This window comes from Pseudorhodoplanes sinuspersici (assembly GCF_002119765.1).
GTDB lineage: Bacteria > Pseudomonadota > Alphaproteobacteria > Rhizobiales > Xanthobacteraceae > Pseudorhodoplanes > Pseudorhodoplanes sinuspersici.
Genome location: NZ_CP021112.1, coordinates 3,116,706 through 3,142,054, shown reverse-complemented (window position 1 = coordinate 3,142,054; position 25,349 = coordinate 3,116,706). Strand labels below are relative to the sequence as shown.

Here is a 25,349-nt window from a genome sequence, read left to right as displayed (position 1 = left end):
GGTTAACACCATATGACCTTTTCGCCCGGACCCGGACTTATTCCGGCCATGCTACCCTGTTTTGACAAATGCGTGATCGATAAGGCCCGGCTGGCGACAGCGGCGGTCTTGTGGACGGGGGAAATCCAATGCAGCGAAGACCGGCAAGCTTCACGCCTGCTTAACCACACTGCGTCATGGTTAACAGGATCAATCTTGTATCGAGTCAAGTTGAGTAAAGCGGTTGAAGTCAGTTGGGGGTTCTGCCCGGTCGCGCGCCCGCGCGACGCAGCGGCAAACAGCATCATCCGGTAGCCGGTGGATCAGGGTCGCAACGCACACCCTTACCGCCATGGCCATTGCCGTCATGATTTTCGCAACCGCGCTGATCGCGGCCGGACGGCTTTTGGCCGTCTCGGTCGATGCGCGTTCGGACGCACGCTCCGTTGTCGGCATGTCCTCACAGTCGCGCGGAATGATTCTCGTCTCACTGCCCGATAGCGGCGTCGCCGTGCCGTTGCAGGTCGCGGCCCTGTCGGATGATGATGATGTTCTCTCCGATACGACGGCTGCCATCAGCGCTGCGCATGCCGCCTTCCCACCCTCCTCCGGCAGCCTCGCCGATTTCACCAGCGATCAGCTCTTCACGGGCTCGATCCACAGCTTCACCGCACGGTTCGAAGCACTCGAGCTTGCGAAGGCCGAGCACATCAAGATCCCGACCAAGATCCAGGATCGCCCGGCCATCGCGCACGTGCCAGTCCCGCGGGTGCGGACCCAGCTCGCCTCACTGCCGCCGGCCGACGATATCGGTATCCAGCAAGATCTCGACATTCCAACCGCCAAGACCGCGATCTACGACATCACCAGTCAGACCGTGTACATGCCCAATGGTGAAAAGCTGGAAGCACATTCGGGCCTTGGCCAGTACATGGACAAACCGAAATACGTGCATCTAAAGATGCGCGGCGCGACGCCGCCGAACACCTACAAACTGCGCCTGCGGGAATCGCTGTTCCACGGCGTGCAGGCGATCCGCATGCTCCCGTTGCGCGAAAACGAGATGTTCCGCCGCAACGGCATTCTGGCTCATTCCTACATGCTGGGCCCGACCGGTCAGTCGAACGGCTGCATCTCGTTCAAGAATTATCCGAAATTTCTTTCGGCGTTCATGCGCGGCGAGGTCGATCACATCACCGTCGTGGCGCGCCTCGCCAAGCCGCCGTCATTCTACGCGCGCCGCAATATCAAGAGCGCCAACGCGCTTTAGGCTCCACAGCTTTCTCGTGTGTGCCGCTCATTTCCGCGAAAGCGGGAATCCAGCCTAAAGTTCTGGGTCCCCGCTTTCGCGGGGACGAGCGGTTTCGGTGTCGGCACGCTCACCAATCCGCGTCGCCAGCCCATGCCCGAGCGCAACGCGCTCGTCGAACACGAAGCATTCGCCGCGCCAGCGACTGTCGCTTTGCGGAACGGTTTCGAGATATTTCAGGATACCGCCCTTGAGGTGATAGACCTCGTCGAAGCCGCGCGCGAGCAGATATGAACTCGCCTTCTCGCAGCGAATGCCGCCGGTGCAGAACATCGCAATCCTGCGATGCTTGTTCGGGTCGAGTTCCCGCACCGCGTAATCGCGAAACTCGCTGAAACGCGAAAGCTTCGGATTCACCGCACCCTCGAACGTGCCCATCGCCACTTCGAAGCCGTTGCGCGTGTCGATGACCAGCGTCTCGCTGTCGGCAATGAGTTCGTTCCAGTCGGCGGCGTCGACATAGATACCGACCCTCTCCGTCGGGTCGGTCGCGGCATCGCCGAGCGTGACGATCTCCTTCTTCAGGCGCACCTTCAGCCGGCCGAACGGCATCGCTGACGCGCCTGAAAATTTCAGTTCGAGATTGTCGAGCCGGCCGCCGAACAGCGCACCGTTTTGCAATTCATCGATCAGCGCGTCGATCGCCGCCTCCTCCCCCGCCACCGTGCCGTTGATGCCTTCCTCAGCCAGAAGGAGCGTGCCCTTGATCGCAAGCCCCTCGCACAGCGCACGCAAAGGCTCGCGCAACGCGCGGTAATCCGGCAACGACACGAACTGGTAGAGGGCAGCGACTTTGAGGCTCATGGCGACGATTTATCAGGGACGGCGCCGGCGGAAAACCGGCCGGGGCTGTGGCCTTCGCACGGATTGCGTCGCCTTGTCTACGCCTGGCGTACAGCAAGACAGGCGCAAGCAAGACAAACCGTGGCGGCAACGCCTCACAAAATCAGTCCAACAACACAAAGCTCCGCTTTTTCGGAGCTCTCCTGTTTCCGGTTTTGTCGGGAGCTTTTAAGCGGCTTTTTTCGTGAGCCGCACCGCAATCGGCCACGCCGCGCTGACGGCCAATGCGGAACCGAAGAAGAATATGAGCAGGCTGAGGCTGGGAGAAATCTTGTCGCTCAGCAATCCAATGCCGACCGCGAAAGTCTCGCCGATGGCGGTCACGATCGTGAATACTGCAATGAGTATCAGGCCTTCCATGTGACTTCCCTCTGTTATTGTTATCGCAGTTATTGTTATCGCAGGAGTGTGGACGCCCCGCTCAATCGCCACACACCACAAATGGTCGCATACTGAAAAATATATGCAATCTTTATCTCAATTGGCCGCTGACCGAGCGGCGCCCAAGCTCGGTTTCCGCTTGGGCGAACAATCGGAACCCTCTTTGACAATTAAAGAACGATCGTCAGAAATGTGTGCTACAATGACAAATGGCCAACGATCTTGAGATCATTGAATCGCCGCTTTCGGGAGAATTCACGCGCGATGGCTTCACGGTTCTCGTCGAGATTTACCGCTTGAGTGATCGTGACGGCTGGGCGTTGGAAGTCGCGGACCAGGATAAAATCTGGACGATCTGGAACGAGCTGTTCGATACCGATCAGGCTGCTTTCAGCGAATTCACGCGCACAGTGGAAGCAGATGGCATCAGCGCTTTCCTGCGGCCGGCAAGCGAAGACTTGCACTGAGACGATCTGCATGAAGTCGGCGAAGCTGCGGTCGCCGTAGCGCGGCGCAGTAAAAAGCTTTAGCGCTTCTTTTTCACCTTCACAGGCTGCTCGGCCTCGCGGGCCAAACGAAGCGCGCGCAAACGCGCCGTCTTTTCGCGCGTTGCGGCACTTGCGGCCTCATACTCGGCGCGCGCCACAGGCGCATCCGCTTTTTGAAACTCGCGGACCTTGAAATGCACATCTGCACGGCTTTTGAGAGACTGATTGGTCATGATGGGGTTCCAGCGCCGAAGAACGGCATCATGACATATGGTGATTGAAAGCATCCCATTCCAGTGCCAGCCCATTCCGAAGCTAATAGGTCCGGCGCCAATCGATGGCATTTGATGTGTTGCACCGATGTTCCACACTGCGTGCCGAAGCACGGTCAGGCGTCAGACCGGCCGTCAAGCACCTTCGTCAATCAATGCACAGTTCGGGCAGGCACGGAACCTTGTTCGCTTGGTGCAGAGACCACGTTCGCGCTTTTTCCGTCCAACCAGTCTTGGGCATCGGCCAGATCAAGCAGCGATGTCCGCATTTTGAGAAGGTACTGGCGCTCGTTGCCATTGAAATGCGCGCTGTCAGCCTGTGCTGCACATTGCATGGACCAACGCCGCAACATCGCTGAACTCAGTTTGGAGGTCATTACGGTTACCGGTTTTGCAGGCGGGAGCACGATTGGTCTCTCAGCCACCGGATGCCTACGGAATCGAACCGGGCCAGTGATGGCACACTATAGGCTCTTATCAGGCCGAGAACCATCTTAATCTCGGTGAGGCACAAAACAGCCTCATTCGCGATGACGATAGGCCAGTGACACATCGTCGACGAGCTCCGTCGATTGCCTCAAGCAATCAAGACATAGCCCATCGACCCTGATAAGCTTTCATTGCAAAAAAGCCATAGCAACGACAGACTTCCGTGGCGAAAGCAGATTCATCGTCAGGACATTGAAGACAGCGTGCGAAATCGCGGAAATGATCAAGGTCAGGCTGAATATCGCCGGTCTCGATGTCACGGTGGAAACACACCCGCGACACGGATGGCACGCAACGGTCGTCCCCAGAGACAATGTTTGGAAATACCGGAATGCAGTCAAGCGGGTCTGCAAGGAAATGCAGGCGCGCTACGAGATTGCGGCATAGACCGCAGCAGCATCAGCGGATCGAACGACGCTGCATCACGACCCGCTGTCACGTGCGTGTTCCCCGTCGACACTCAGTGAGGCGTCAGCACCAGCGTTTTGATCGGAAGAAGCAGCGCCTGCACACGAAGCAGCAAGGCATGCACAAAGGCCACAGCATCGATCATGTGCAGGAACAGCCAGTTCCCGATACCCATCTTCTCGTTCGCCAGCCGATCATGATTGTTTGTGTAGAGATTGGCGACACAGCTGCTTCCTGGCGCGACGCCGTCCAGCCCGCCCTGATGAAGAGGCTCGAGATATACCGAAATGGTGCCCGGTGCCGCGACCCGTTGTGCGTCGATCAGTTGCTCGCCGGCACGCACCTGTCCTGCAGCGATGGCCTCCTGCACATCGGAAACGATCATCGGGATGATCACCAGCGGCTTTGAGACACATGTTGCCTCGGCCGCCATGCCGGTCTTGATGACTTGCGCCTCGATCTGGCCGAAGCCGCCAAGAAGGACCTGGCGGCCGGCTTCCGCCGGAATGAGGACGCCGGCGGGCCGCATCAGCGGATTGACGATGTCGCCAACCTTCAGCACGAATTGCTCGACACGGCCCGACACACCCGCATAGACCACGGTCTTGCTCAATTCCACCTGTGCCTGCGCGAGCGTGGCCTGTGCGGTAGCTTTCTGCGCTGGCAACAGCGTGCTCACGCGCGTTTCGGCCGCCAGCTTTGCCGCTTCGGCGGCCGTCACTTCCGCCTTGCGCCCATCAAGGGCGGTTTCCAGCTTCTCGATATCGCGCGCCGCGACATTTCCAGGATTGCGGCTTGCAAGCTCCTGCTTGGTCCGCAATTCGTCGAGGGCTTGTTGTTCCCCACTCCTGGCTTGTTGAATCTGAGCCTCGGCCGCGGCGATATCGGCCCGCGCCATCAGCATCGATGCGTCGATTTCGGTGATGCGCCGCTGCGCCACGTCAACGGCCGCCTGCTGCGCCGCACTGTCGAGCTTGAAGATCGGCTGCCCCTTTTCGACGTCGTCGGTCAGCTTGACGTAGATCTCGCTCACCCGCCCGGTCGTTTCCGGCAAGATCGGAATCGTGCGGAAAAACGATGTCACCGAGGATGTCGATGGATGAAAATAGAAGATCAGCGTGATCAGCAGCACGGTCAGCATCAGGCAAGCCGTGATGCCCCATCGCAATTCATACCAGACAGAATAAAGCGTGATCTCATGCCCGATCCGCTTGCCCTGCACAAAGCGGCGAAAAAGATAGTCCGGAAGAATGGTGACGACCGAACAGAGAAGGATCTCCAGCATGGACTTACCCGGCCGCTTCCGAGGGTTTGGTCGCAGCGCCTGGGGCTTGCTGCTCTGCTGTTGATACCGGCGGCTCGCTGCCGGACATCTTTTCAAGCGAGCCGGCGATGCGCCGCAGTGGCGTCGTGAAATCGGGCAGATCAATCAGCGCCAGCACAAGGCCTATCACCCAAAACAAATGAATATGCGTGAACAGCGATATCAGCCCCAGCACGGCAACGATTTCGAATTGCAGCTTCTTGTGCCCAAGGCGTTCGGGCAACGAGTGCAGCCAGAAGAATGCGACGCCCAGCAACAGGACCGCGACGATCAGCGCGATGGCCGCGACGACAAGCAGCGTGTCCGTTTGTCCCGGCGAGACGATGAACCACGGCAAGTGAGAACTTGCCGCTGAGGCCTCAGACGCAGCCATTCACTTTTCCCCGACACACTGCCCACTTGAATCACAATACCATTATCGCGGCCCCTTTGGCGAATAGTTGCGTTGTCTATTTGTTGCAGTGCCACGCGATTGCGATGCCCGATCAGTTGCGACTTGACTCTTTCTTTGAATTGGACTATATTCCTATCATCTCATCCACCGAGGGCGTTCTCATGAGACGTCATGATGGCGGGATGGGATGCGGTGCCTGCGGGCGGGGCTCGTAACCTCGCACTCGGGCGGCGCCGGGGCTCCGCCCGGGGTTACTAGGGACCCCTGCCAGGAGCTGGCTGACACGCGCTTGCTTTCGATGGCAGGCGCGGCGCAAAGCGCGGCCCGGCGCTGAATGAACGCCGCCAATGGTGCGCCGTGAGGCGGCCGCGCTTCAGCGATGGAGCGCGGCGTATCAGGAATGCCCTGCGCCTCCCGGCGCACCATTCCCTCACCTTGTCGTGGGCGCACCCGGCGCCGTCCAAACAATACGGGCGATGGCGCTTGCGCGCGTTTTACCGACCAGGCAATTCAATGTACCCATCGCATCAATATCTCTCCGCCCGTCATGGCCGGGACAAACCCGGCCATGACGAAATGCTGAGCGATCACGTACAAACGAACCATGACTGACGCAGCCAAAACTTCCCGCACAAACGCGAAAGACGGCACCATCATCACGCCGCGCATTGCCACCCTGCTCGGCTTCGGCGCGGTGTTGCTGTGGTCCACCCTCGCGTCACTGACATCGCTGAAGGGCGGAGACATCCCTCCATTCCAGACCACCGCCATCACCTTCCTGATCGGCGGCATCACCATTGCCGCAATCGCCATCCTGAGCGGACGCGCGGCGGCGATGGTCCCGACACCGGCTTCGCTCGCACTCGGGATCTATGGCCTGTTCGTCTTTCACGTTCTGTATTTCGCGGCGCTGAAGCTCGCACCCGCCGCGGAAGCCAGCCTCATCGCCGCACTCTGGGCCTTACTCACCGTATTGTTCTCCGGCCTGCTGCCGGGTCACACACTGCATCTGCGTCATGTCGTCGGCGCGCTGCTCGGCCTCGCCGCGGCAACGCTCCTGGTGTGGAACAAGATCGGCGGCTCGGATGATTTTCCGCATGCGTCGCTCGGATTCGTGCTCGCCTTCGGTTGTGCGCTGGTCTGGTCGAGCTATTCGGTGATGTCGCGGCTCGTCGCCAAAGTGCCAAGCGAGAGTCTGGCGCTGCCCTGCTTCATCACCGCTGCGTTGGCATTTGTGTGCAGTCTCATGTTCGAAGATTGGGTAACACCACAAGGCGCAACGCCGTGGGTTGCGCTTTTGCTGCTGGGCCTCGGCCCCGTGGGCGCTGCATTCCTGATCTGGGATATCGGCATGAAGCGCGGCAACGTCGCCTATCTCGGCGTCCTCGGCTACGCCTCGCCGGTAATCTCGACCGGGTTGCTGATTGTGCTGGGGTTGGCGTCGCCGTCATGGTCGCTCGTCATCGCGGTTGCGCTGATCCTGATCGCCGCCAAGCTCGCGGCGCCGGAGCGCAACAACGAGAGCGCTTAAACGGCGGAGACCAGTTGCGTGCCGGCGACGACAGCAGGCGGCATCACGGGCGGAACCGGGCTGTGAACCGGCGAATAAAGACCGCGCCGGTCCGGCACCGTCGCAAAAGCCTGTGTGAGGCCGATTGTCGTTTCGGCAGAGCCGAGAACCAGATAGCCGTCCGAGGCGACCACCCGCGACAGCCGGTCCAGCACATCGGATTTCATCGGCTGATCGAAATAGATCAGCACGTTGCGGCACAGGACGAGATCGAACAGGCCGAGCCGCGCGAAATCGGTGAGCAGGTTGAACGAACGAAACTGGATCATGCTGCGGATATCAGGCGCGATCTGCCAGGTCTCGCCGGATTGCGAGAAATATTTCAGCAGCAGCTGGATCGGCAATCCACGCTGCACTTCGAACTGGCTGTAGATGCCGGCCTTGGCTTTCTCCAGCACGTCGTTCGACAGATCTGTGGCAAGGATCTCGATCCGAAAGCCGTCGAGCGCATGACCCATTTCCTTCAAGGCCATGGCCAGCGAATACGGCTCCTGCCCGGTCGACGCCGCCGCGCACCAGATGCGGATGCGCTTGGTATGCGCCCGCGCCGCCAGCAGTTGCGGCACGATAAAGGTCTTGAAATGGTCGAACGGAATGCGATCGCGGAAAAAGAAAGTCTCGTTGGTGGTCATGGCTTCGACCACCTCGACGATCAGCGTTTCGTCGAGGCCGGCACGCAATTGACGCGTGAGTTCGGACAGATTGGTAAAGCCGCGCCGCTGGGCGATCGGCATCAGTCGGCTCTCGACGAGATAATGCTTTTCCGCCGACAACGCGAGGCCAGACCGCTGCTTCAGCAATTTGCGGATGAAATCGTAGTCGGAGGCGGTCACGCGCGTCTCCCGGTGAAGATGTGCGTGATTGCGGGAGCGATCTCATTCAGCGGCAGGATCGATGAGCACAGACCCGCTTGCGCGACCGATCCCGGCATCCCCCAAACAATGCTCGTTGCTTCATCCTGCGCTATGATGCTGCCGCCCGATGCAACGATATCGGCTGCACCGCCGGTGCCGTCGGTGCCCATGCCGGTCAGCACGAGGCCGAGCACCCATGCCCCCCACACCTCCGCCGCCGATGAAAACAGAATATCCACCGCCGGTTTGCAGAAATGCACGGGCGGCGCGTCGTCGAGAATGGCGACAGGCTGGCCGTTGGTGCGCGCCACGCGAAAGTGCCGATGCCCTGGCGCAATATAGATATGCCCGGCGCAGATCGGCTCGCCGTCTTCGGCTTCCTGCGCTGGCCGGCCGGTCGCCCGCGCCAGATGCTCGGCAAGAATGCTCGTGAACGTCGGCGGCATATGCTGCGTGATCAACACGGGTGCCTGGTCGATGACCGGGCCGAGCCGTGTGCAAATCTCGGTCAGCGCCTGCGGCCCGCCGGTCGAGGAGCCGACCACCAGCACCCGGGGCGCCGTCGTCGGCATGGGGCGGAGCGAAATCGGCTCGCGTGTGTTCACGAAAGCCAGAATATTCGCGCCGCTTTTGCCCTTGGGCGTTGCGGGCTCGACCGATGGTATTTTCGTGATCGCAGGAACTCGGCGCGCACGCGCGCCAAGCTCGCGAATGCGGGTCACCAGGGCATGGCGATAGCTCTCGCTGGTCACCGCCCCTTGCGCATCCGGCTTCTGGATGCAGTCCAGCGCTCCGAGCGACAATGCGCGCAGCGAAATCTCGGCATTCCGACGCGTCAGCGTCGATGCGATGATCACCGCGACGTCCGGCCGCTTCTGCAGGATCAGCGGCAAGGCGGTAATACCGTCCATGTCCGGCATTTCGATATCGAGCACGACGACGTCCGGATCGGTACGCTCCAGATAATTCAGAGCTTCGCGCGCCGTCTGCAGCGATGCGACGATCTCCATACCGTCCTCTGTCTCAACCCAACGGCGAACGAAACCGCGCGCGATAGCGGAATCATCCACGACCATGACCTTCACCGGCCCAATCGCAGCCGGATCCAAGCGTCGCAAACTTGCAGGCTTTTGGCTTGTCACAACACGCACCGCCGAACACGAACAGAACCGAAATCAGATCAATCCGACTTCCTGGAACTTGGCCTCGACGATGTCGCGGTCGAATGGTTTCATGATGTATTCGTTCGCACCGGCGTGAAGAGCTCGGGCGATATGTGCGACGTCGTTCTCGGTGGTGCAGAATACGACCTTCGGGCGATCGCCACCGGGCATCCGCCGCAGCGCCTTGAGAAAGTCGTAGCCGTCCATTTTCGGCATATTCCAGTCGAGCAGGATTGCGTCCGGCAGCATGCGCTGGCAGGCGTCGAGCGCCTGCTGTCCATCTTCGGCTTCCACGGTCTGAAAATCCATTCCTTCGAGAATGCGCTTGGCGACTTTGCGGATCACGCTGGAATCGTCGACAACAAGACAGGTTTTCATCACACCCTCACATTGACGTGTGCGGTTCGATCCGCAATTTCCGCCGCATCATGCGGCCATTTCTATCGTTTTCAGATCAAGCAATCGGTCGACATCAAGAACGACGAGCAAACCGGTCTCGAGACGATGAACACCGGACGCAACACGCTTAAGCCGGTCGTCGAGATTGACCGGCACAGGCTCCGCGGTGTCGGCACCTAGCTTGAGAACTTCCCCAACCGCATCGATGATCAGACCGTACGACTCACCCGCGCATTCAATCCCGACAGCCATGGAGGGTTCCCGTTCGCCGCCGGACATCCCAAGCCTGCGCCGCAGATCGATCGCCGTGACAATGCGCCCGCGCAGATTGATGATTCCGGCGATGTCATCGGGTGCCAAGGGCACGCAGGTCATCTGGTGCAGCATGAAGACATCCTGCACACGCCCGATCGGAAAGCCGAACAATTGACCGCCGACGCTGACAGTCACGTATTCGAAGGCCGTTGTCGTTTGCTCGTTCAAATCGGACATGATCATGCGGCTCGACTGGTGGCGGCATCCGCCTGTTCCTTGATTGCCGCAATCAGTCCTTGGCGATCGAACTTGGCGACGAAATCGTTAAACCCTGCGCGGCGGACGCGTTCGATCATCTCCGGTGTGGTCATCGAGGATAGCGCGATCACGGGAATATTACGGTCGGCGCGAACCGCCTTGGCCAAGGCCAGTCCATCCATTCCCGGCATATCCAGATCGGTGACGACGATATCGAACTTGCGACCGCTGCGAATAAGATCACGCGCCTCAAAACCGCTCGCCGCAGCCGTCACGCTAAAACCCGCAGCCCGCAAAACCGGCACCAGCATATTCCGGAAGAAAGCCGAATCGTCCACGAGCAACAGATGACGCTGCATTCGTTCGCATGCGCGGTTATTGCCGCCGCCAAACCAATCGGCGAAGGCGATCGGCAAATAGTGACCGACATCGACAATGTCGGTCGCCTCGCCCTTCACGATGGCCGATCCGAGAATGCCAGGCCGATCATCGGTGACTTCGATCTCGAATTCCTCTTCGACGATATCGACGATTTCATCAACCAGCAGCGCCATGGACCGGTCGCCGTCGGAAAAGACAAGAAGCGGCTGCGCCCCCTTCTCCTTCACACGCACGCAATCCCCCGGGCGGATCAACGGCATGAGATGACCGCGATATTGCAACAGATAACGATCGCCCGCGACTTCGATGCGGCGAACGTCGACTTCCTCAAGACGTGTCACAAGCGACAGCGGCACAGCGCGTTGAGCGGGAGAACCAGCGCGAAAAATCAGCAGAGATGTCTTGTCGCGTGTCGAAACCAACTCCTCGCTTTCGCCGGCGGCCTCGATACCAAGGCCGGTAGCGCGCACCGAACCGAACGATGCAGCAATTCCGTTCGGATCGAGAATCATGATCACGGCACCATCGCCAAGAATAGTGTTTCCAGAAAACGCCTGAATATGCCGCAGCTTGGATGCCATCGGCTTGACGACGATTTCTTCGGTATGAAACACGCGATCGACGACGATGCCAAACAATTCCGGTCCGATCTGCGTCACCACAACAAAGCCGCTTTCCGGCTCCCGCTCGGCAGCATCCCCGATACGCAACAATTTGCGCAGATGAATGAGCGGCAGCAGCTTGTTCCGCAGACGTAGGACCGGCGTATTCTTGATGCGTTCGATACGGTGCTCACGGCCCGGGCGCACCCGGACCAGTTCCATGACCGAAACCTGCGGCATGGCAAAGCGCTCGCCGGCGGCTTCCACGATCAAGGCCGACACAATGGCCAGCGTCAGTGGGATCTTGATGGTGAAAACTGCGCCCTGCCCTGGCACCGACTTCACATCGATGGTGCCACCGATCTGGTCGATGTTGTTTTGGACGACGTCCATGCCGACACCACGGCCGGAAACGCTGGTGACCAAGTTAGCCGTCGACATGCCCGCGGCAAAGATGAAGCGCTGGATTTGTGTGTCGGACATCTTGTCGAGGTCCGCTTCTGTCGCAAGACCCAATGCAAGAACCTTGGCACCGATCTTGGCCGTATCAAGACCGCGACCATCGTCGGATACTTCGACGATGATGTGGCCGCCTTCATGACGGGCAGCCAAGCGTATTGTGGCCCGCTCCGGCTTGCCACGAGCACGGCGCTCTCCTGGCATTTCGATGCCATGATCGGCAGAATTCCGCACCATATGCGTGAGCGGATCCTTGATCATCTCCAGCACCTGCCGGTCGAGTTCCGTCTCCGCACCGTGCATTTCAAGTTCGATTTGCTTGCCAAGCGCGGACGAAAGATCGCGCACAAGTCGCGGCAATTTTTGCCAGGCATTGCCGATCGGTTGCATACGCGTCTTCATGACACCTTCCTGCAATTCGGCCGTGACATGGGAAAGACGCTGCAGTGGGACCTTGAATTCCGTCTCCGCTTGATGCCGCGCCAATTCCATCAGCTGATTGCGGGTCAGCACCAGTTCGGAGACCATCGTCATCAAGTGCTCGAGCGTGTCGACATTGACGCGGATCGAATGTCCGACAACTTTGCTCTCTTGCGTGACAGCATTCTTGATCTCGGGCGACGTCGGCCGATTTGCCTTCGGACCAGGCGTCTCCCGGAACGCTCTTTCGAGTTCATCAAGACTCGCCTCACCTGGCTTCAGCGGTCGTTCCAGTACCTGATAGACCAACGAGCCTTGGGTGTGCGTCGGCGAAGCCGCGGCAGCGACCATATGGGACATACCGTCCAGCCGTTCGATCAGATCGGCATCGGTGCCATTCGGCTCGCTTTGATGCTTTTCAAGTGCGTCGAGGATTTCCTTGATGCGATCGAGCGTAGCAAGGATCAGCGTGACTGCGTTTTCAGTAACCGGCATGCCATCACGGAATTTGCCCATAAGGCTTTCGGCAGCATGCGCGAGGGCCGCAAGCCGCGGCAGACCGAGAAAACCGCATGTGCCCTTGATGGTGTGAACGAGCCTGAAAATATTGGCGAGAATCTCGGCGTTGTTCGGCTCCTGCTCAAAGCGCACGAGCTCGACATCGACGGTATCGAGACTCTCGTGAGTCTCGGTCAAAAAATCCCGCAGCAATTCGTCCATTGCAAATGGCCTTATGCGCCGGGGAGGTCCCCCAAGCGCTTCACCGATCCACAATGGTAGTGTGTTGCTAACCGTTTAATTTTGCGTAAGGGAGACCAACGCGTTGAAGGCTATTTACCTCTCATTAACCAACGTCTTGGGCGAGCCCAAGCCTCGCACGCATCCCTCAGTGGGTCGCAATCACGATGACGTCGTTCTCACTCGTTGCCGTGACGGAGAGTCCGCAATCCTTGGCCAGGAGGCCGGTGTAATAGGGTTGCACAGCATGCGCATCGACAGAACCGTCATGGGAACCGCCTGCCAGCAAATCCGGTACGGCCTGCGGTACCTTGGCATACCCCCCGGTTGCTGAAATCTTGAAGCCCATCGCATCGCCTTCACCGACGGGATCAACGGTGATCTGGCCACCACGCGGGATCGATTGGCCCGCGATCAGGATCATGTTGAGCAACAGCTTGACGCGGTTTTTTGCAAGCAAGAGGCGAGGCAAATTCCAGGTGACCTTGGTCTTGTCGTCTTCGAGAAAACCCCGCGCGACTTTTTCCGCATCGCCAAGGTCGATCAACGCCCCGGCCGAGCCGGCAGCGCCAAAGGCAAGGCGGCAGAATTGCAGCTTGGCAGAGGCCTGCCGCACGCTTTTCTTGATCAGGTCCATCGCAAAGGTTTTGGTTTCCTGATCGGCGTCATCCTCCATGACCTCGAGCCCATTGACTATCGCGCCAACCGGGCTGATGAGATCGTGGCAAACCCTCGAACACAACAGGGCGGCAAGGTCCAAGGATTCGACTTTGGCGGCGGACGTGACGGACATGAATCTGGCTCCGGTAGTGGCGGTGACGGAACGCGAATCACTCAATCCTGCGGCACCTGTTGGCTTGATACACCGCACGTGCTTTATCGCCAAGCTACGCACGAACGCCAAGGTTCAAGTGAAGTCATGACAAATCACAGCAATTTCGCCGATCCGTCGTTGCTCGACGCGATGACGGATATCGCGTCACGGGCGGCTGCGGCCATCATGTGCGTGCGCGAAAATGGCGCTGTTGCACGCACGAAGAGCGATTCGAGCCCTGTCACCGAAGCTGACGAGGCGGCCGAAGCCATCATTCTCGAGGGATTGGCACGAATCCTGCCGGGCATCGGGGTCGTGTCGGAGGAGGCTGCGGCACAAACCGAAACCTTTCAGGTTCCTGACCCTTTTATTCTTGTCGATCCGCTGGACGGCACACGCGAATTCATCGAAGGCCGTGATGAGTTCACGGTCAACATCGCCATTATTCAGAACGGCCGGCCGGTGTCCGGCGTTGTCGGCGCACCGGCACTCAGCACCATCTGGCGCGGCGCGATGGCCATAGGCTCCGAACGGCTGCATTTGCCAGCAGGCATGATCGCCAAAGATGCAAGGGATCGATCACCACTCCGCACAAGCGCACATCGTAGCGGTGCGTGGCGCGCAATGGTTAGCCGCTCGCATCTCGATCCCGCAACGGAGACCTGGCTCACGCGGTTTTCCACAATCGAGCGGATGGATTGCGGTTCGTCGGTCAAGTTTTGCCGGATCGCGGAAGGCAAAGCCGATGTTTATCCGCGGCTCGGACGCACATCCGAATGGGATATCGCCGCAGGGGATGCGGTGCTCAGTGCCGCCGGTGGAGTGGTGTTGACGCCAGATGGCGAACCGGTCCGCTACGGGCAAGTGGCGCGCAATCTGAAAGTGCCGTCCTTCATTGCTTGGTGCAGTGCCGCCGATGCAGCCAAATACTCGACTGTCTGAAGCTTACGGCCCAAGCGTCTTGCTGACGGCTGGCCAATTCGCATCGGCTCGCATGGCCTTGCCGTCGGGATCGGCCTCAAAGGCCTGCCTTGCCTCGGCGGAATAAAACAGAAACAGCCGCTGCTTATGAATTGCGAAAAATTCCGGGTGCCCGGGCCGCGCAACGCCTTCTGACACCGCAACCGGATCATAGCCGCCAAATTGCGGCATATAGACATCCGGGTCCTTCTCGAAGGCGGTGCGGTTGCCCTCATTGCTGAATCGCCAGGCCGCACCGGCGTAATTGAACTCGAGGTCCTCGTTTCCAGTTTTGGCCTTGCTATCAGTGAAATACGCAACCGGATCGAAACCGTAGATGGCAAGGCCGGAATTGCGATCGACCACAATCAGCTCGGTGGTCGCGGCCAAGGCGTGACCGGCCTGCCACAGCCCAGCCGCCAAGACAGCGCAAGCACCAAGCCCGGTCAAAAACGGCAGAAGGCGCGGACGTTGACGACCCAGTGTTGTCATGATTCGGTCAGATAAGTGTTCCGATTCGGATGCCTGTAAGTGACAGCATTCCTGTGAGTAACCGGTTAAACAAGCCGGATCGATTTTTGATGGAGCACCTGATGCGTTCGTTCATTCGAATTCTGGCGCTGGCCGCCTTTCTTGCCGGAACCTCTGCGATCCCGGCCGCCGCGCAGCAGCGACAGGGCCAGTATTCGTCGAATGAGATCATCGATTCCGGCCACCGCTTTTTCGGCACGGTATCGCGCGGGCTGGCGCAGGTGGTCGAAAAAGCCTTCAGCCAGTTCGGGCAGCCGAATGGCTATATCCTCGGCGAGGAAGCCAGCGGCGCCTTTGTGGCCGGGCTTCGATACGGCGAGGGTACGCTTTTCACCAAAAATGCCGGCGATTTGCGTGTCTATTGGCAGGGGCCGTCGGTCGGGTTTGACGCAGGTGGCGAGGGCGCCCGCACCATGATGCTGGTGTACAATCTGCCGGCCACCGAAGCGATCTATGAGCGTTTTGGCGGCATCGACGGTTCGGCCTATTTTATCGGCGGCTTCGGAATGACGGCGCTGACGGCGAACAACGTCGTTCTGGTGCCGATTCGATCCGGCGTCGGCCTGCGGCTGGGCGCCAATCTGGGCTATCTCAAGTTCACCCCCAAGGCGACCTGGAACCCGTTCTAATCTTCTCTGGTAATTCAGGAATTGTCTTTCCCGCCGGCCTTTGGCCGGTTTAGGTTACGGGAGACGGCACTGGCGAGCAACAGACCGTCATGGCACTAGTCTCTGCACCCAAATCACGCCCGTCGGAGTTCCGGTCATGATCGAGCCGGCCATGTATCTCGGCATCGGCTTTCTCCTAGCGAGCCTGTTGGGACTTATTTTTATCCCCCTGGTCCATGCCAGGGCGGTGCGTCTGACGATCCGGCGAATGGAAGCGGCCACCCCCCTGTCCATGGCGGAGATCCAGGCCGATAAGGACCAGCTTCGCGCCGAATTTGCGATGTCGACGCGGCGGCTCGAAATGAGTGTCGAGCAGTTGAAGGCCAAGGGCACCAGCCAACTGGCAGAGCTCGGCAAGAAGAACGACGCGATCAATCGCCTGAAGGCCGATCTTGGCGAAAAATCCGCCACGATCATGGCGCTTGAAGCACGCGAAAAGGCGCTGAAAGAGCAGATGAAGGCGACGGAAGATGAACTCTCCGTCAAGACACTTGGTCTGCACGAGGCCGGCCGGAATTTGTCCGATAAGGAAGCCGACCTGTCCCGGTTGTCCTCCGAACTCGGCGACCGGACGGCGACAACCGAAAGCCAGCGGATCGAGATGATCTCGCTGAAAACGCAGATCGAAGCTTTGAAAGTGCGGATCGGCGATTACGAGCAGGACATCAAGAAAACCGAAAACCGGCTGGAAAAGGAACGCGCCGAATCCGCGAAGGCCGCAGCCGATCTGAACGCCGAACGGGGCAAGGTCGAAAATCTCGGCCAGCGTATCGGCACGCTCGAACAACAACTGGTCGCGCAGAAGACCGAGTCCGAATTGCTGGGCAAACGCGCCGCCGAGCTCGAAACCCGCATCGCCGAACAAGGGCGTCTCCTGGTCCAACGCGAATATGACTGCGAGCGATTGACGGCCGAACTGGAGAATGCGCGCCGCACAGGATTCCATCTGCGGGAAGAAATCGCATCGTCATCCGGGCAATTGAAAGAAACGATCCGTAATCTCACTGCCGAAAAGGACGTGCTGCAGCAAGAGCTCGGCGTTGCCATTGCCGAACGTTCGAAGTTGCAACTCGAGCTTGGCGCGATGAAGCGCGAGGCAGAATCAGCCTGGGCGGCGGAGCGGGTCGAAAACGCACTGCTGCGCGAACGGATCAACGATGTTGCCGCGGAAGTGGTGAAGCTCGCCGTCACACTTGAAGGACCGAACTCGCCGATCGAAGCTATCCTGGCATCGGAAACCACACCGGTCCGCAAAAGCGCCAAGGGAACCGTCCAGGCGACAACGAGCGATGATTCAAAACGTAATCTGGCGGACCGCATGCGTGCGCTGCAAAACCACGCCTCGCGCTTGGCACCACAATCATAGCGATTTTTTCTTTTCCCTTTCCCGGTGATCGGCCTAAATCACCCGACGTATAACGGCGGCGCATCTTTTGGAGTATCTGGGATGATTGCTATTCCCGCCGTCCGGCCTTCCGTGGGCGGCTATCGCGGTAGGCAATATTGGCTGATATTGGCAATGACCGTGGCGATGTTTGCCGTCGCCATGCCCGCCGCCAAGGCGCAAGATGCAGCGGGGATAGAGGCCAAATCTGCAAAGCCCGGCCCAAAATCCGAAACCACATCGGAAAATCCGGAAATTACCAAACGCCGCGCGGCCGAACGCAAGACGTTCACCGATGCGGAAATCATCGACGGCTTTTTCCGCATCGTATTTGGTGCCGAATTTCACGTGGCTGGCCGCGTGGACCGTATTCGCAAATACGAAACGCCGGTGCGCGTTTATGCCGATGTGCGCGCCAAGCCTGACCGGCGCGCACAACTATCAGCCGTCGTCGCCGACATCCGTTCAAAGGTCCAGCATCTCGATATTGCGGTTACCGACAAGCGCAAGGACGCGAATGTCGTTATCACCATGGTGCGTGATCGCGATATCGAAAAAACTATCCGGAAGTTCTATGGCCGGCAACAGGCCGATCGAATCGTGCAGTCGCTGGAGCCGCAATGCCTGTCGGGCTTCCGCAAGGATGATCTGTTCCGCATCCAGCATTCCGACGTGATCATCGCCGTCGATGCAGGAGATTTTATCTTTTATGATTGCATGTATGAGGAATTGCTGCAGGCGCTGGGCCCGATTAACGACGACGACAAGCTGGACTGGTCGATGTTCAATGACGAAGTCCAGATGGGTTTCTTCGACATCTACGACCAATATATCCTGAATCTGCTTTACGATCCGCGCATCCGCGCCGGCATGTCAAAGGAGCAAGTGAAGGCGTTGCTGCCGCAGATCCTGCCGGACGTGCGCGCCTGGATTACAAAAGTGAATGGACTGGCCGAGTAACGCCGTCGTTGCGGCCGGGCTATAGACCCTTCAGCCACTTGATAATCGCACCGCGCGCTTGAAACGGCGTCGATAAATGCATGCTGGGGATCACCATGTATTTGCTCTTCGGATTCTTGGCACCAGGCGCGAACGCATAATCCTTGCCATGAAATACGATCGGATCGGCAACGCCCGCAACCCACATGAATGGCACCGGCTCCATCGCGGCTGCATTTTTCGGCATCACCGCCGGACCCTCGGGATCGAACATACTGAGATAGACGACCGGCGTCGCCTTGATCGAAAACGGAATGCCTTGGGCAAGATCGGGGAATGATGTCGGCACGTCGCCATGCCCTGCCGCGATCAACTGCTTGGCCCGCGCGATCGCGCTCTTGGTGCGGATGCGCAAGGCCCACGCCTCGGGCAGATGACCCGGCGCAAGCGCAACAACGGCGTGAAGCCCCGGACGGCGCGCCGCATAACCGATCGCAGCATTGGCACCGAGACTGTGACCAATGACGGCAATGTTTTTCGCACCAGCCTGTTTCAGCCGTTCGACCGCAGCATCGATCTCGGTCATTGCCTGTTCATAGGTGGCGTCGTAAATGCGACGCGCCGACCAAGGCAATTCCGGCGCATCGACCAAGGCCCCCTCATTACGAAGCGACTCGTTCAGCCCCTCGATCATCGAGGTCGGCGTGCCGCCCTTGCCGTGCAACAGCACGACACCCAAGCCGGTCAGATTTTGGGATTGCGCCACAGCATCCGGAGCGCCAGCGCCTAAGGCAGCAGCCAGCAAGGCACAAAGCCGCATGACGATGATCGACGCGCGCATGGGTCTCGTCCGAATCACTCGCCGATCATAGGGAGCCGTCTTGCATTCCGCGACCCCGTCCAATTCCCCGGCCGGCCAGCACTGACGCCTATTCGGCGACGCCGATCAGCTTGGTCAGCCGCTCCGGATCGTCGCGCAAGGTCTGCGAAGGCCCGTCATAGACGATCCGGCCCTTGTCCATGACCACCGTCCGCGGCGAAAATGCGAGCGCAACGCGGCTATTTTGCTCCACGAGAACAATGGTTAAGGCGCCCTCGTCCCGCAGTTTGCCGATCACATCCTGCAGGGTTTCGACCAATACCGGAGCGAGACCCTCGGTCGGCTCATCCATGAGCAGGACCGACGGGTTGGTCATCAGCGCGCGAGCAATCGACAGCATCTGCTGCTCGCCACCGGAGAGCTGATTGCCCATATTGCCGAGCCGCTCGCGCAGCCGCGGAAACAGCGCATAGATCCGATCGTCGTTCCAGTAACCGGACCGTGCCGCAATTTCGAGATTCTCCTTCACCGACAATGACGGGAAAATCTCGCGCTCCTGCGGTACAAAGCCAAGACCTTTCAGGGCACGCCGATACGGCGGCAGGGTCGCGATATTCTGCTGGTCGAGCAGCACTTCGCCGCCGCGCATAGTGGTGTGGCCCATCGCCGTCGCAAGCAGGGTCGTCTTGCCGACACCATTGCGGCCGATGATGCTAACACTCTCGCCGGGCGTCAGTGACAGGCTGACATTTTCAAGAACGATCGTATCACCGTAGCCGGCCGATGCATTCTTCCATTCGAGCGCACTAGCCATGAGCCGCCTGTCCCAGATAAACGGCCCGCACATCGGGATTGCCGGCGATCTCCTTCGGCGTTCCTTCCGCGAAAATCTTTCCGCCGACCAGCACCGTGATCCGGTCGGCGAAGCGGAAGACGAGATCCATGTCGTGTTCGATGATGAGCACGGCGATCTCCTTCGGCAGACGCGCGACCGCATCGAGAATGATGTGACTTTCCGAGCTGGGTACGCCCGCGGCCGGCTCGTCGAGTAGCAGCACCTTTGGCGCAAGTCCAAGCGCAATCGCGATCTCGACCAGCCGCTGGCGGCCGTAGGGCAACTCGGAAATCTTGCGCGCAGCCACATCCTGCAAATGCAGCATCTCCAGGAGATTCATCGATGCATCGATGACGTCCTTGCGACGACCTGCGGGCTTGAACATTGTCGGCGCAGCGCCAAGCTGCTCAGAGACCGGGATATAGACATTCTCCAAGACGGACAGTCCGCGGAACAGACGATTGATCTGGAACGTGCGGGCAAGGCCACGTTTCACCCGCTCGGCTTGCGCAACGGCCGTGACGTCATCACCGTTGAGAAACACCTGTCCTTGCGTCGGCGTCAGCACACCAGTCAGAAGATTGATGAAGGTCGTTTTCCCCGCTCCGTTCGGACCGATCAGCGCATGCCGCGCACCAATTCCGAGACGGAAATTGATATCGCTCGCTGCCACCAAGGCCCCGAACCGCTTGCCGACACCACGCGCTTCCAAAAGTGTCTCGCTCATGATGCCGGCTTTCCACGCCAACGCGCCACGAGAGACTCGAAAATTCCAATGATCCCATTGCGCGCGAATAGCGCGATGACCATCAGCATTAGACCGAGACCGAGTTGCCATGCGGTCGGATAGAGCTTCGCCAGATAATGCGACAGCACCATATAAGCGACCGCTCCAACGAATGCACCGTAAAGCCTGCCGTAGCCGCCAAGCACCAGAATGATCAGCACGGTCGCCGCGCGATCGAGGCTCAACGTGCTCATGTTGACATAAGCGTTTGATTGCGCCCAGAGCGCCCCCGCAACGCCAGCAATCGCTGCCGAAATGGCATAGGAGATCACAAGCCGCTTACGCACCGGCGCACCGACCGCGTGCATGCGCAGCGTATTCTCTCTGATGCCTGTAAGACTTTCACCAAATGGCGAATAGACGATCGTGCGGACGATCAGGAAGCCGATGAAAAGGATACAGAGAATGTAAATATATTGCGTGGTCGGATAGAGCGGGTTGAACTCAAACCGCCCGAAGATCGGATCGATCGGCACGTTGTCGAGACCGTCGTAACCGCCGGTCCATTCCTGTGCCAGGTTGGCGACCTCCTCGAGCAACAGCATGATGCAGAGCGTCAGCATGAGCAGCGTCAGACCGGTTGTCCGGAGAAGCACAAATCCCGACAGCAGGCCAAATACCGCAGCCACGGCCGCTGCGATTAACAAGCCGCTCAACGGCTCCGTCCAGATGCCGTGGCGCGCCAGCATCCCGACGGTATAGGCACCAATGCCGAAAAATGCGGCGTGCCCCAAGGTTACGATGCCCGCATAGCCAAGGACAAGATCGAGCGAGAGTGCGAACAACACCATGACCAGCATCTCGTTGCCAAAGCCGAGATGACGGGGGAAAAGGAAGAAGAAACCGATCGCCAGAATCCACGGGATCGGCTCCCACCACCGCAACTTGTGACGATTGACGAGAGCCTGTGTCGCCGGATGCGATGCGATGTCCACGGCACTCATGCGTCCTTCCTCCCGAACAACCCTTGCGGCCGCACCAAGAGAATCAGGATCGTCAGCGCATAGATAAATGCGGTGCCGCCTTGCGGCACATATTTCTTCAGAACGAAATCCATCACGCCGATCAGCATCGCTGCATAGAAGACGCCGGTGATGCGCCCCAGTCCGCCGACCGCAACAACGATCAGGAAGAAGACGAGATATTTGAGCGTGTATTGAGGATCAAGACCGAGGAATTCAGCGCCAAGGCCACCGCCGATCGCCGCCATGCCGCTGCCGAACGCAAAGGTGATGGTGAATAGCCGATCGATGTTGATGCCAAGCGATTCCGCCATTTTGCGATTATCGACGGCCGCACGAATCTGAGCGCCCATGCGGGTGCGCTCGAAGCCGAGCCAGAGACCGAGCGCAATCAGGCCCCCCACTGCGATCAGGAAGATGCTGTAGGTGCGATATGTGGTGAACCCGAGATCCATCTGTCCACGCAGCCACGACGGCAGGATCAGCGGCTGCGTCTCCGGTCCAATGATGATGATCACCGATGCGATCATCACGAAAGCGAGTCCGATGGAAAACAGCACCTGGTCGAGTTCGGCCGCCCGATAAAGCTTCGAGTAGAACAAACGCTCCATCACTACGCTGAAAGCTGCGGTCAGCACGAATCCCAGAATGACCGCCGGGACAAATGGTACGCCCAACCGGTTCATCGACAGCACGATGACATAGCCGCCGATCATGGCGAAGCCGCCATGCGCCAGATTGACAAATCCCATCAGCCCCATCGTCACCGACAAGCCGACCGATACAATGAACAGCACCATGCCGGCGGCCAAGCCACCGAGCACAATACCCGCCAAATCTTCCCCGAATATCACGAAGCGTCCGTCCGCAGTTTTCAAGCGAAACCGCCGCCCGAAGCCGGGCGGCGGTTGTTGCGTATGGTTATTGCGAGGCGACTACTTGGCGCAGGGTCCGACCTTGTTGGCCTTGCACGCGTCCTTCACCGCTTCGATCTTGCCGATATTCTTTTGAACCACGCGGCCGTTCTGGAACGAAGCCTGCGACAGGTATTCATTCATGATGATGTCGCGCGTGTCGGCATCGATCTGGATCGGACCACGCGGGCTTTGATATTTCCAGCCCTTCAGCAATGCCACGGCCTTTTCGCCATCGACTTTGCCTTTCAGTCCCTTGACTGCATGCACGATCGCGGCCATGCCGTCATAGCCGGCGACGGCCATAAAGTCGGGTGTTGAATCCGGGCCGTATTCCTTTTTCCAGGCCGCGACAAACTTCTTGTTCTCAGGGTTGTCGAGGTCGGCGTTGTAGTGATGCATGGTGATGAGACCGTCGGCGCTCTGCCCCATCGCCTGCAGCTTGGTATCCTGCGTGATATCGCCCGGGCCGATCAGCTTGATGCCGGCCTCTTTCATGCCGAGTGCATTATAGGTGCGCACGACGGCGCTGGAGTGATCTCCACCGGGCACGAAAACAAAGAACACATCCGGCTTTTTGTCCTTGGCGCGCTGGAAGAACGGCGTGAAATCCGGAACGGCATTGGCGCCGCCCATCGGGATCTCGTCGATCACCTTGCCGCCATTGGCTTCGAAAGCCATCTTGAACGCGGCAAGGCTGTCCTTGCCGGGCGGGAAATCGGTATAGCCAATGACGGCTGTCTTCGCCTTCAGGTTTTTCGCCGCTGCTTCGCCCAAGGCATGTCCGGCATGCCACATGCTGAACGATGTGCGCACATAGTAAGGCGACATATTCGTGATATGCGCCGTGCCGGCATTCATGATCACAGCGAGCTTCTTGCCGGCCGCGACCAACGGAGCAGTGGCGATGGCATTCGGGGAATAGACCCAGCCCGCCAATACGTCGACGTTGTCCTGCGTCAGCAATTCCTGCACGACAATCTTGGCATTCGCGCCGCTTGCATCCTTCGCGTCACGCTTGATGAGATGGATCTTGTAAGGCTTGATCTCGTCCGCGTGCATCTTGAGATAAAGCTCAGCGCCGCGGTCGATCGGCTGCGCCAATTCGGCACCAACCCCGGTGTAAGGCAGCACCAGACCAACCTTGACGTCCTGTGCCTGTGCGGCTCCCGCAGCCAGGCCGAGGGCCAAGCCAGCCACGATCATTCTTTTAATCATTTTAGTCCTCCCAGGAGCCGCTTGAGCGGCATGATTGGTTGCCGCAATCATAGTGGGCAGGAAGGACGCTCCGCAAGCGGGCCGGACGATGCATATTGCAGCACATTCGGCCCGCGATGCGGTGCAGCAAGGTTAGGAGAGCTATTAACGGCCCGGTTACATCTGCGCCCAGCCCTCAGGCGGGGTCTTGCCGGGATGCACGGTGCCGCAATTCTTGCAAGTCCGCGCTTTCTCGTCGGAATAGAAGGCTTCGTACAAAGGCGGCAGGTCCTTCACGATATCCTTTACCTCCACTTCGATGCGGTGCACCTTCTCCCCGCAATTGAAGCAGTACCATTCAAAGCCGTCGCGCATACCCCCGGTCCGGGCCCCCTCGACCACAAGCCCAACCGACCCTTCCTGCGGCCGCTGCGGGGAATGTCGCGCATGCGGCGGCAACATGAACACATCGCCTTCCTTGATCACGACATCGTAGATTTTTCCGTTCTCGGCGATCTTCAGAATCATGTCGCCCTTGAGCTGATAGAAGAATTCCTCGACCGGATCGTCATGGAAATCGACGCGCTTGTTCGGCCCGCCGACGATCATCACGATCATGCCGGTCTTCTCGTCGAACAATTGCTTGTTGGAGACGGGCGGTTGCAAACTGCCTTTGTTGCGCTCGATCCAGTCCTGGAAATTAAACGGTTTGAAGCGTGGATGAGCGGTCATGGTCCTCTCCTTCAGATCATCGATGTGTGGCGCCGCCATCGACCGTGATGCACTGCCCGGTCAGGAATGCGGCATTGTCGGATGCCAGAAATAGCGCGGTGCCAACGAGATCATCCGGCGTTTCGGGACGAGGAATACATTGTTGCGCAACAATGCGCACCTTCTGTTCGGGTGAGACTGTCTTGCGCTCGATTTCGGTGAAGGTCGCGCCCGGCAGGACGGCATTCACGGTGATGCCGTCCGGACCCAGTTCACGCGCCATTGAACCGGTCATGCCGGCCAGCGCACCCTTTGACGCAATGTAGTGCAGATAGTTCGGCCGCCCCATCGTCACGGCGCCTGAGGCCATGTTGATGATGCGGCCCCATTTCGCCCGCCGCATCGCCGGCAGCACCGCCCGCGAGCACAGGAACGGCCCGGTCACATTGACGCGGAGCACCTGCTCCCATTCCGCGAGCGGGATCTGGTCGAAGGGACGCATGTCCAGCGTGGAGAAGATGCCGGCATTGTTGATCAGGATATCGATGCGGCCATAGCGCTCTTCGACCGCCGCGACCATGGTCGCAATAGAGTCTTCGCGTGAGACATCGGTCGTGACGGCAATGGCTTGCCCCTTGTCCGCCGCGATCTCCTTGGCGACGGATTCGCCGCTGGCGGCATTGCGTTCGGCAATCACGGCGACGGCGCCGCAGCGTGCAAAGGCCTTGGCAAAAACCTTGCCGATCCCCTGCCCGGCTCCAGTGATGATTACCACGCGTCCGCTCAGGGAGGCAAAATCGGCCTGCGGCGGCACAATCTGTGTCTGAACCGTCATTTCACC

At 59.3% G+C, this 25,349-nt stretch carries 28 protein-coding genes; 7 read left to right on the top strand and 21 right to left on the bottom strand.

Translation table 11 applies throughout. The annotated features are described in order from the left end of the window. Positions 1 to 346: 346 nt before the first annotated feature. Complete coding sequence (locus tag CAK95_RS15210) at positions 347 to 1,249, top strand: DUF2778 domain-containing protein (protein WP_245303415.1); 903 nt, start codon at positions 347 to 349, stop codon at positions 1,247 to 1,249. 54 nt (positions 1,250 to 1,303) lie between these two features. On the opposite strand, the gene trhO is transcribed toward CAK95_RS15210, so the two are convergent. Together trhO and CAK95_RS15200 are read right to left on the bottom strand one after the other, a co-directional pair. Continuing rightward, positions 1,304 to 2,092 (bottom strand): oxygen-dependent tRNA uridine(34) hydroxylase TrhO, encoded by a 789-nt coding sequence (trhO, locus tag CAK95_RS15205; RefSeq protein ID WP_086088660.1) that lies wholly within the window; start codon positions 2,090 to 2,092, stop codon positions 1,304 to 1,306. 207 nt (positions 2,093 to 2,299) lie between these two features. Beyond that, complete coding sequence (locus tag CAK95_RS15200) at positions 2,300 to 2,491, bottom strand: hypothetical protein (protein ID WP_086088659.1); 192 nt, start codon at positions 2,489 to 2,491, stop codon at positions 2,300 to 2,302. Positions 2,492 to 2,721: 230 nt separating this feature from the next. On the opposite strand from CAK95_RS15200, the gene CAK95_RS15195 reads away from it, so the two are divergent. Further along, a complete protein-coding gene (locus tag CAK95_RS15195) occupies positions 2,722 to 2,979 on the top strand; it encodes a hypothetical protein (RefSeq protein ID WP_086088658.1) in 258 nt (85 codons plus the stop codon). A 59-nt stretch (positions 2,980 to 3,038) separates the two neighbouring features. Here CAK95_RS15195 and CAK95_RS15190 read toward each other — a convergent pair whose 3' ends face one another. The 4 genes from CAK95_RS15190 to CAK95_RS15170 form a co-directional block, all read right to left on the bottom strand. Then, the gene (locus CAK95_RS15190; RefSeq protein ID WP_147413729.1) at positions 3,039 to 3,344 is read right to left on the bottom strand and encodes a hypothetical protein; all 306 of its coding nucleotides are present in this window, start codon (positions 3,342 to 3,344) and stop codon (positions 3,039 to 3,041) included. Between the two features lie 80 nt (positions 3,345 to 3,424). After that, positions 3,425 to 3,649: a hypothetical protein gene (locus tag CAK95_RS15185; protein ID WP_086088656.1), complete on the bottom strand. Its 225-nt coding sequence runs from the start codon at positions 3,647 to 3,649 to the stop codon at positions 3,425 to 3,427. A gap of 572 nt (positions 3,650 to 4,221) precedes the next feature. Next, the gene (locus CAK95_RS15175) at positions 4,222 to 5,454 is read right to left on the bottom strand and encodes an HlyD family secretion protein (protein ID WP_086088654.1); all 1,233 of its coding nucleotides are present in this window, start codon (positions 5,452 to 5,454) and stop codon (positions 4,222 to 4,224) included. Between the two features lie 4 nt (positions 5,455 to 5,458). Then, the gene (locus CAK95_RS15170) at positions 5,459 to 5,866 is read right to left on the bottom strand and encodes a hypothetical protein (protein ID WP_086088653.1); all 408 of its coding nucleotides are present in this window, start codon (positions 5,864 to 5,866) and stop codon (positions 5,459 to 5,461) included. 625 nt (positions 5,867 to 6,491) lie between these two features. Here CAK95_RS15170 and yddG point away from each other — a divergent pair. Further along, positions 6,492 to 7,418: an aromatic amino acid exporter YddG gene (gene yddG / locus CAK95_RS15165; protein ID WP_245303414.1), complete on the top strand. Its 927-nt coding sequence runs from the start codon at positions 6,492 to 6,494 to the stop codon at positions 7,416 to 7,418. Here yddG and CAK95_RS15160 read toward each other — a convergent pair. The 6 genes from CAK95_RS15160 to chpT all read right to left on the bottom strand — a co-directional run bounded on the left by CAK95_RS15160 (position 7,415) and on the right by chpT (position 13,779). Continuing rightward, the gene (locus tag CAK95_RS15160) at positions 7,415 to 8,290 is read right to left on the bottom strand and encodes a CheR family methyltransferase (protein WP_086088652.1); all 876 of its coding nucleotides are present in this window, start codon (positions 8,288 to 8,290) and stop codon (positions 7,415 to 7,417) included. The genes yddG and CAK95_RS15160 overlap by 4 nt on opposite strands. Continuing rightward, complete coding sequence (locus tag CAK95_RS15155; RefSeq protein WP_425349614.1) at positions 8,287 to 9,462, bottom strand: protein-glutamate methylesterase/protein-glutamine glutaminase; 1,176 nt, start codon at positions 9,460 to 9,462, stop codon at positions 8,287 to 8,289. Before CAK95_RS15155 ends, CAK95_RS15160 begins: the two co-directional genes overlap by 4 nt. A 24-nt stretch (positions 9,463 to 9,486) precedes the next feature. After that, a complete protein-coding gene (locus CAK95_RS15150) occupies positions 9,487 to 9,852 on the bottom strand; it encodes a response regulator (protein WP_086088651.1) in 366 nt (121 codons plus the stop codon). A gap of 48 nt (positions 9,853 to 9,900) precedes the next feature. Then, the gene (locus CAK95_RS15145) at positions 9,901 to 10,365 is read right to left on the bottom strand and encodes a chemotaxis protein CheW (protein ID WP_086091443.1); all 465 of its coding nucleotides are present in this window, start codon (positions 10,363 to 10,365) and stop codon (positions 9,901 to 9,903) included. A 2-nt stretch (positions 10,366 to 10,367) separates the two neighbouring features. Beyond that, positions 10,368 to 12,968 carry a hybrid sensor histidine kinase/response regulator gene (locus CAK95_RS15140; RefSeq protein ID WP_086088650.1) on the bottom strand — a complete coding sequence of 867 codons (2,601 nt, stop codon included), beginning with the start codon at positions 12,966 to 12,968 and terminating at the stop codon, positions 10,368 to 10,370. Between the two features lie 166 nt (positions 12,969 to 13,134). Next, positions 13,135 to 13,779, bottom strand: a complete 645-nt coding sequence (chpT, locus tag CAK95_RS15135; protein ID WP_086088649.1) for a histidine phosphotransferase ChpT — start codon at positions 13,777 to 13,779, stop codon at positions 13,135 to 13,137. 126 nt (positions 13,780 to 13,905) lie between these two features. On the opposite strand from chpT, the gene cysQ reads away from it, so the two are divergent. Beyond that, complete coding sequence (gene cysQ, locus CAK95_RS15130; RefSeq protein ID WP_086088648.1) at positions 13,906 to 14,742, top strand: 3'(2'),5'-bisphosphate nucleotidase CysQ; 837 nt, start codon at positions 13,906 to 13,908, stop codon at positions 14,740 to 14,742. Between the two features lie 3 nt (positions 14,743 to 14,745). On the opposite strand, the gene CAK95_RS15125 is transcribed toward cysQ, so the two are convergent. After that, positions 14,746 to 15,252 (bottom strand): YHS domain-containing (seleno)protein, encoded by a 507-nt coding sequence (locus CAK95_RS15125; protein ID WP_245303413.1) that lies wholly within the window; start codon positions 15,250 to 15,252, stop codon positions 14,746 to 14,748. A 101-nt stretch (positions 15,253 to 15,353) separates the two neighbouring features. Here CAK95_RS15125 and CAK95_RS15120 point away from each other — a divergent pair, with 101 nt between their 5' ends. The 3 genes from CAK95_RS15120 (at position 15,354) to CAK95_RS15110 (ending at position 18,303) form a co-directional block, all read left to right on the top strand. Then, positions 15,354 to 15,920, top strand: a complete 567-nt coding sequence (locus CAK95_RS15120; protein WP_086091441.1) for a DUF1134 domain-containing protein — start codon at positions 15,354 to 15,356, stop codon at positions 15,918 to 15,920. 136 nt (positions 15,921 to 16,056) lie between these two features. Beyond that, on the top strand, positions 16,057 to 17,325 hold the full coding sequence (locus CAK95_RS15115; protein ID WP_086088647.1) for a coiled-coil domain-containing protein: 1,269 nt from the start codon (positions 16,057 to 16,059) through the stop codon (positions 17,323 to 17,325). A gap of 153 nt (positions 17,326 to 17,478) precedes the next feature. Next, positions 17,479 to 18,303 (top strand): DUF2927 domain-containing protein, encoded by an 825-nt coding sequence (locus CAK95_RS15110; protein ID WP_245303412.1) that lies wholly within the window; start codon positions 17,479 to 17,481, stop codon positions 18,301 to 18,303. 19 nt (positions 18,304 to 18,322) lie between these two features. Here CAK95_RS15110 and CAK95_RS15105 read toward each other — a convergent pair whose 3' ends face one another. The 8 genes from CAK95_RS15105 to CAK95_RS15070 all read right to left on the bottom strand — a co-directional run bounded on the left by CAK95_RS15105 (position 18,323) and on the right by CAK95_RS15070 (position 25,343). Next, the gene (locus CAK95_RS15105; protein WP_086088646.1) at positions 18,323 to 19,123 is read right to left on the bottom strand and encodes an alpha/beta hydrolase; all 801 of its coding nucleotides are present in this window, start codon (positions 19,121 to 19,123) and stop codon (positions 18,323 to 18,325) included. Between the two features lie 88 nt (positions 19,124 to 19,211). Then, on the bottom strand, positions 19,212 to 19,916 hold the full coding sequence (locus CAK95_RS15100) for an ABC transporter ATP-binding protein (RefSeq protein WP_086088645.1): 705 nt from the start codon (positions 19,914 to 19,916) through the stop codon (positions 19,212 to 19,214). Beyond that, positions 19,909 to 20,664 carry an ABC transporter ATP-binding protein gene (locus CAK95_RS15095; RefSeq protein ID WP_086088644.1) on the bottom strand — a complete coding sequence of 252 codons (756 nt, stop codon included), beginning with the start codon at positions 20,662 to 20,664 and terminating at the stop codon, positions 19,909 to 19,911. The genes CAK95_RS15100 and CAK95_RS15095 overlap by 8 nt, the downstream gene beginning before the upstream one ends. Next, positions 20,661 to 21,668 (bottom strand): branched-chain amino acid ABC transporter permease, encoded by a 1,008-nt coding sequence (locus tag CAK95_RS15090; RefSeq protein ID WP_086088643.1) that lies wholly within the window; start codon positions 21,666 to 21,668, stop codon positions 20,661 to 20,663. The genes CAK95_RS15095 and CAK95_RS15090 overlap by 4 nt, the downstream gene beginning before the upstream one ends. After that, positions 21,665 to 22,522: a branched-chain amino acid ABC transporter permease gene (locus CAK95_RS15085; protein ID WP_086091439.1), complete on the bottom strand. Its 858-nt coding sequence runs from the start codon at positions 22,520 to 22,522 to the stop codon at positions 21,665 to 21,667. Before CAK95_RS15085 ends, CAK95_RS15090 begins: the two co-directional genes overlap by 4 nt. A gap of 99 nt (positions 22,523 to 22,621) precedes the next feature. Then, on the bottom strand, positions 22,622 to 23,818 hold the full coding sequence (locus tag CAK95_RS15080) for an ABC transporter substrate-binding protein (RefSeq protein WP_157699634.1): 1,197 nt from the start codon (positions 23,816 to 23,818) through the stop codon (positions 22,622 to 22,624). Positions 23,819 to 23,974: 156 nt separating this feature from the next. After that, positions 23,975 to 24,529, bottom strand: a complete 555-nt coding sequence (locus CAK95_RS15075; protein ID WP_086091438.1) for a 3-hydroxyanthranilate 3,4-dioxygenase — start codon at positions 24,527 to 24,529, stop codon at positions 23,975 to 23,977. A gap of 16 nt (positions 24,530 to 24,545) precedes the next feature. Then, a complete protein-coding gene (locus CAK95_RS15070; RefSeq protein ID WP_086088641.1) occupies positions 24,546 to 25,343 on the bottom strand; it encodes an SDR family NAD(P)-dependent oxidoreductase in 798 nt (265 codons plus the stop codon). Positions 25,344 to 25,349: the final 6 nt, after the last annotated feature.

Coding starts and splice junctions, on each gene's coding strand:
- cysQ (WP_086088648.1), top strand. CDS start 13,906: ATGACAAATCACAGCAATTTCGCCGATCCGTCGTTGCTCGACGCGATG.
- CAK95_RS15115 (WP_086088647.1), top strand. CDS start 16,057: ATGATCGAGCCGGCCATGTATCTCGGCATCGGCTTTCTCCTAGCGAGC.
- trhO (WP_086088660.1), bottom strand. CDS start 2,092: ATGAGCCTCAAAGTCGCTGCCCTCTACCAGTTCGTGTCGTTGCCGGAT.
- CAK95_RS15175 (WP_086088654.1), bottom strand. CDS start 5,454: ATGCTGGAGATCCTTCTCTGTTCGGTCGTCACCATTCTTCCGGACTAT.
- CAK95_RS15125 (WP_245303413.1), bottom strand. CDS start 15,252: ATGACAACACTGGGTCGTCAACGTCCGCGCCTTCTGCCGTTTTTGACC.
- CAK95_RS15150 (WP_086088651.1), bottom strand. CDS start 9,852: ATGAAAACCTGTCTTGTTGTCGACGATTCCAGCGTGATCCGCAAAGTC.
- CAK95_RS15140 (WP_086088650.1), bottom strand. CDS start 12,968: ATGGACGAATTGCTGCGGGATTTTTTGACCGAGACTCACGAGAGTCTC.
- CAK95_RS15110 (WP_245303412.1), top strand. CDS start 17,479: ATGACCGTGGCGATGTTTGCCGTCGCCATGCCCGCCGCCAAGGCGCAA.
- CAK95_RS15090 (WP_086088643.1), bottom strand. CDS start 21,668: ATGAGTGCCGTGGACATCGCATCGCATCCGGCGACACAGGCTCTCGTC.
- CAK95_RS15100 (WP_086088645.1), bottom strand. CDS start 19,916: ATGGCTAGTGCGCTCGAATGGAAGAATGCATCGGCCGGCTACGGTGAT.
- CAK95_RS15095 (WP_086088644.1), bottom strand. CDS start 20,664: ATGAGCGAGACACTTTTGGAAGCGCGTGGTGTCGGCAAGCGGTTCGGG.
- CAK95_RS15200 (WP_086088659.1), bottom strand. CDS start 2,491: ATGGAAGGCCTGATACTCATTGCAGTATTCACGATCGTGACCGCCATC.
- CAK95_RS15210 (WP_245303415.1), top strand. CDS start 347: ATGATTTTCGCAACCGCGCTGATCGCGGCCGGACGGCTTTTGGCCGTC.
- CAK95_RS15120 (WP_086091441.1), top strand. CDS start 15,354: ATGCGTTCGTTCATTCGAATTCTGGCGCTGGCCGCCTTTCTTGCCGGA.
- CAK95_RS15070 (WP_086088641.1), bottom strand. CDS start 25,343: ATGACGGTTCAGACACAGATTGTGCCGCCGCAGGCCGATTTTGCCTCC.
- CAK95_RS15190 (WP_147413729.1), bottom strand. CDS start 3,344: ATGCCATCGATTGGCGCCGGACCTATTAGCTTCGGAATGGGCTGGCAC.
- yddG (WP_245303414.1), top strand. CDS start 6,492: ATGACTGACGCAGCCAAAACTTCCCGCACAAACGCGAAAGACGGCACC.
- CAK95_RS15075 (WP_086091438.1), bottom strand. CDS start 24,529: ATGACCGCTCATCCACGCTTCAAACCGTTTAATTTCCAGGACTGGATC.
- CAK95_RS15145 (WP_086091443.1), bottom strand. CDS start 10,365: ATGTCCGATTTGAACGAGCAAACGACAACGGCCTTCGAATACGTGACT.
- CAK95_RS15185 (WP_086088656.1), bottom strand. CDS start 3,649: ATGACCTCCAAACTGAGTTCAGCGATGTTGCGGCGTTGGTCCATGCAA.
- CAK95_RS15105 (WP_086088646.1), bottom strand. CDS start 19,123: ATGCGCGCGTCGATCATCGTCATGCGGCTTTGTGCCTTGCTGGCTGCT.
- CAK95_RS15170 (WP_086088653.1), bottom strand. CDS start 5,866: ATGGCTGCGTCTGAGGCCTCAGCGGCAAGTTCTCACTTGCCGTGGTTC.
- CAK95_RS15080 (WP_157699634.1), bottom strand. CDS start 23,818: ATGATTAAAAGAATGATCGTGGCTGGCTTGGCCCTCGGCCTGGCTGCG.
- chpT (WP_086088649.1), bottom strand. CDS start 13,779: ATGTCCGTCACGTCCGCCGCCAAAGTCGAATCCTTGGACCTTGCCGCC.
- CAK95_RS15195 (WP_086088658.1), top strand. CDS start 2,722: ATGGCCAACGATCTTGAGATCATTGAATCGCCGCTTTCGGGAGAATTC.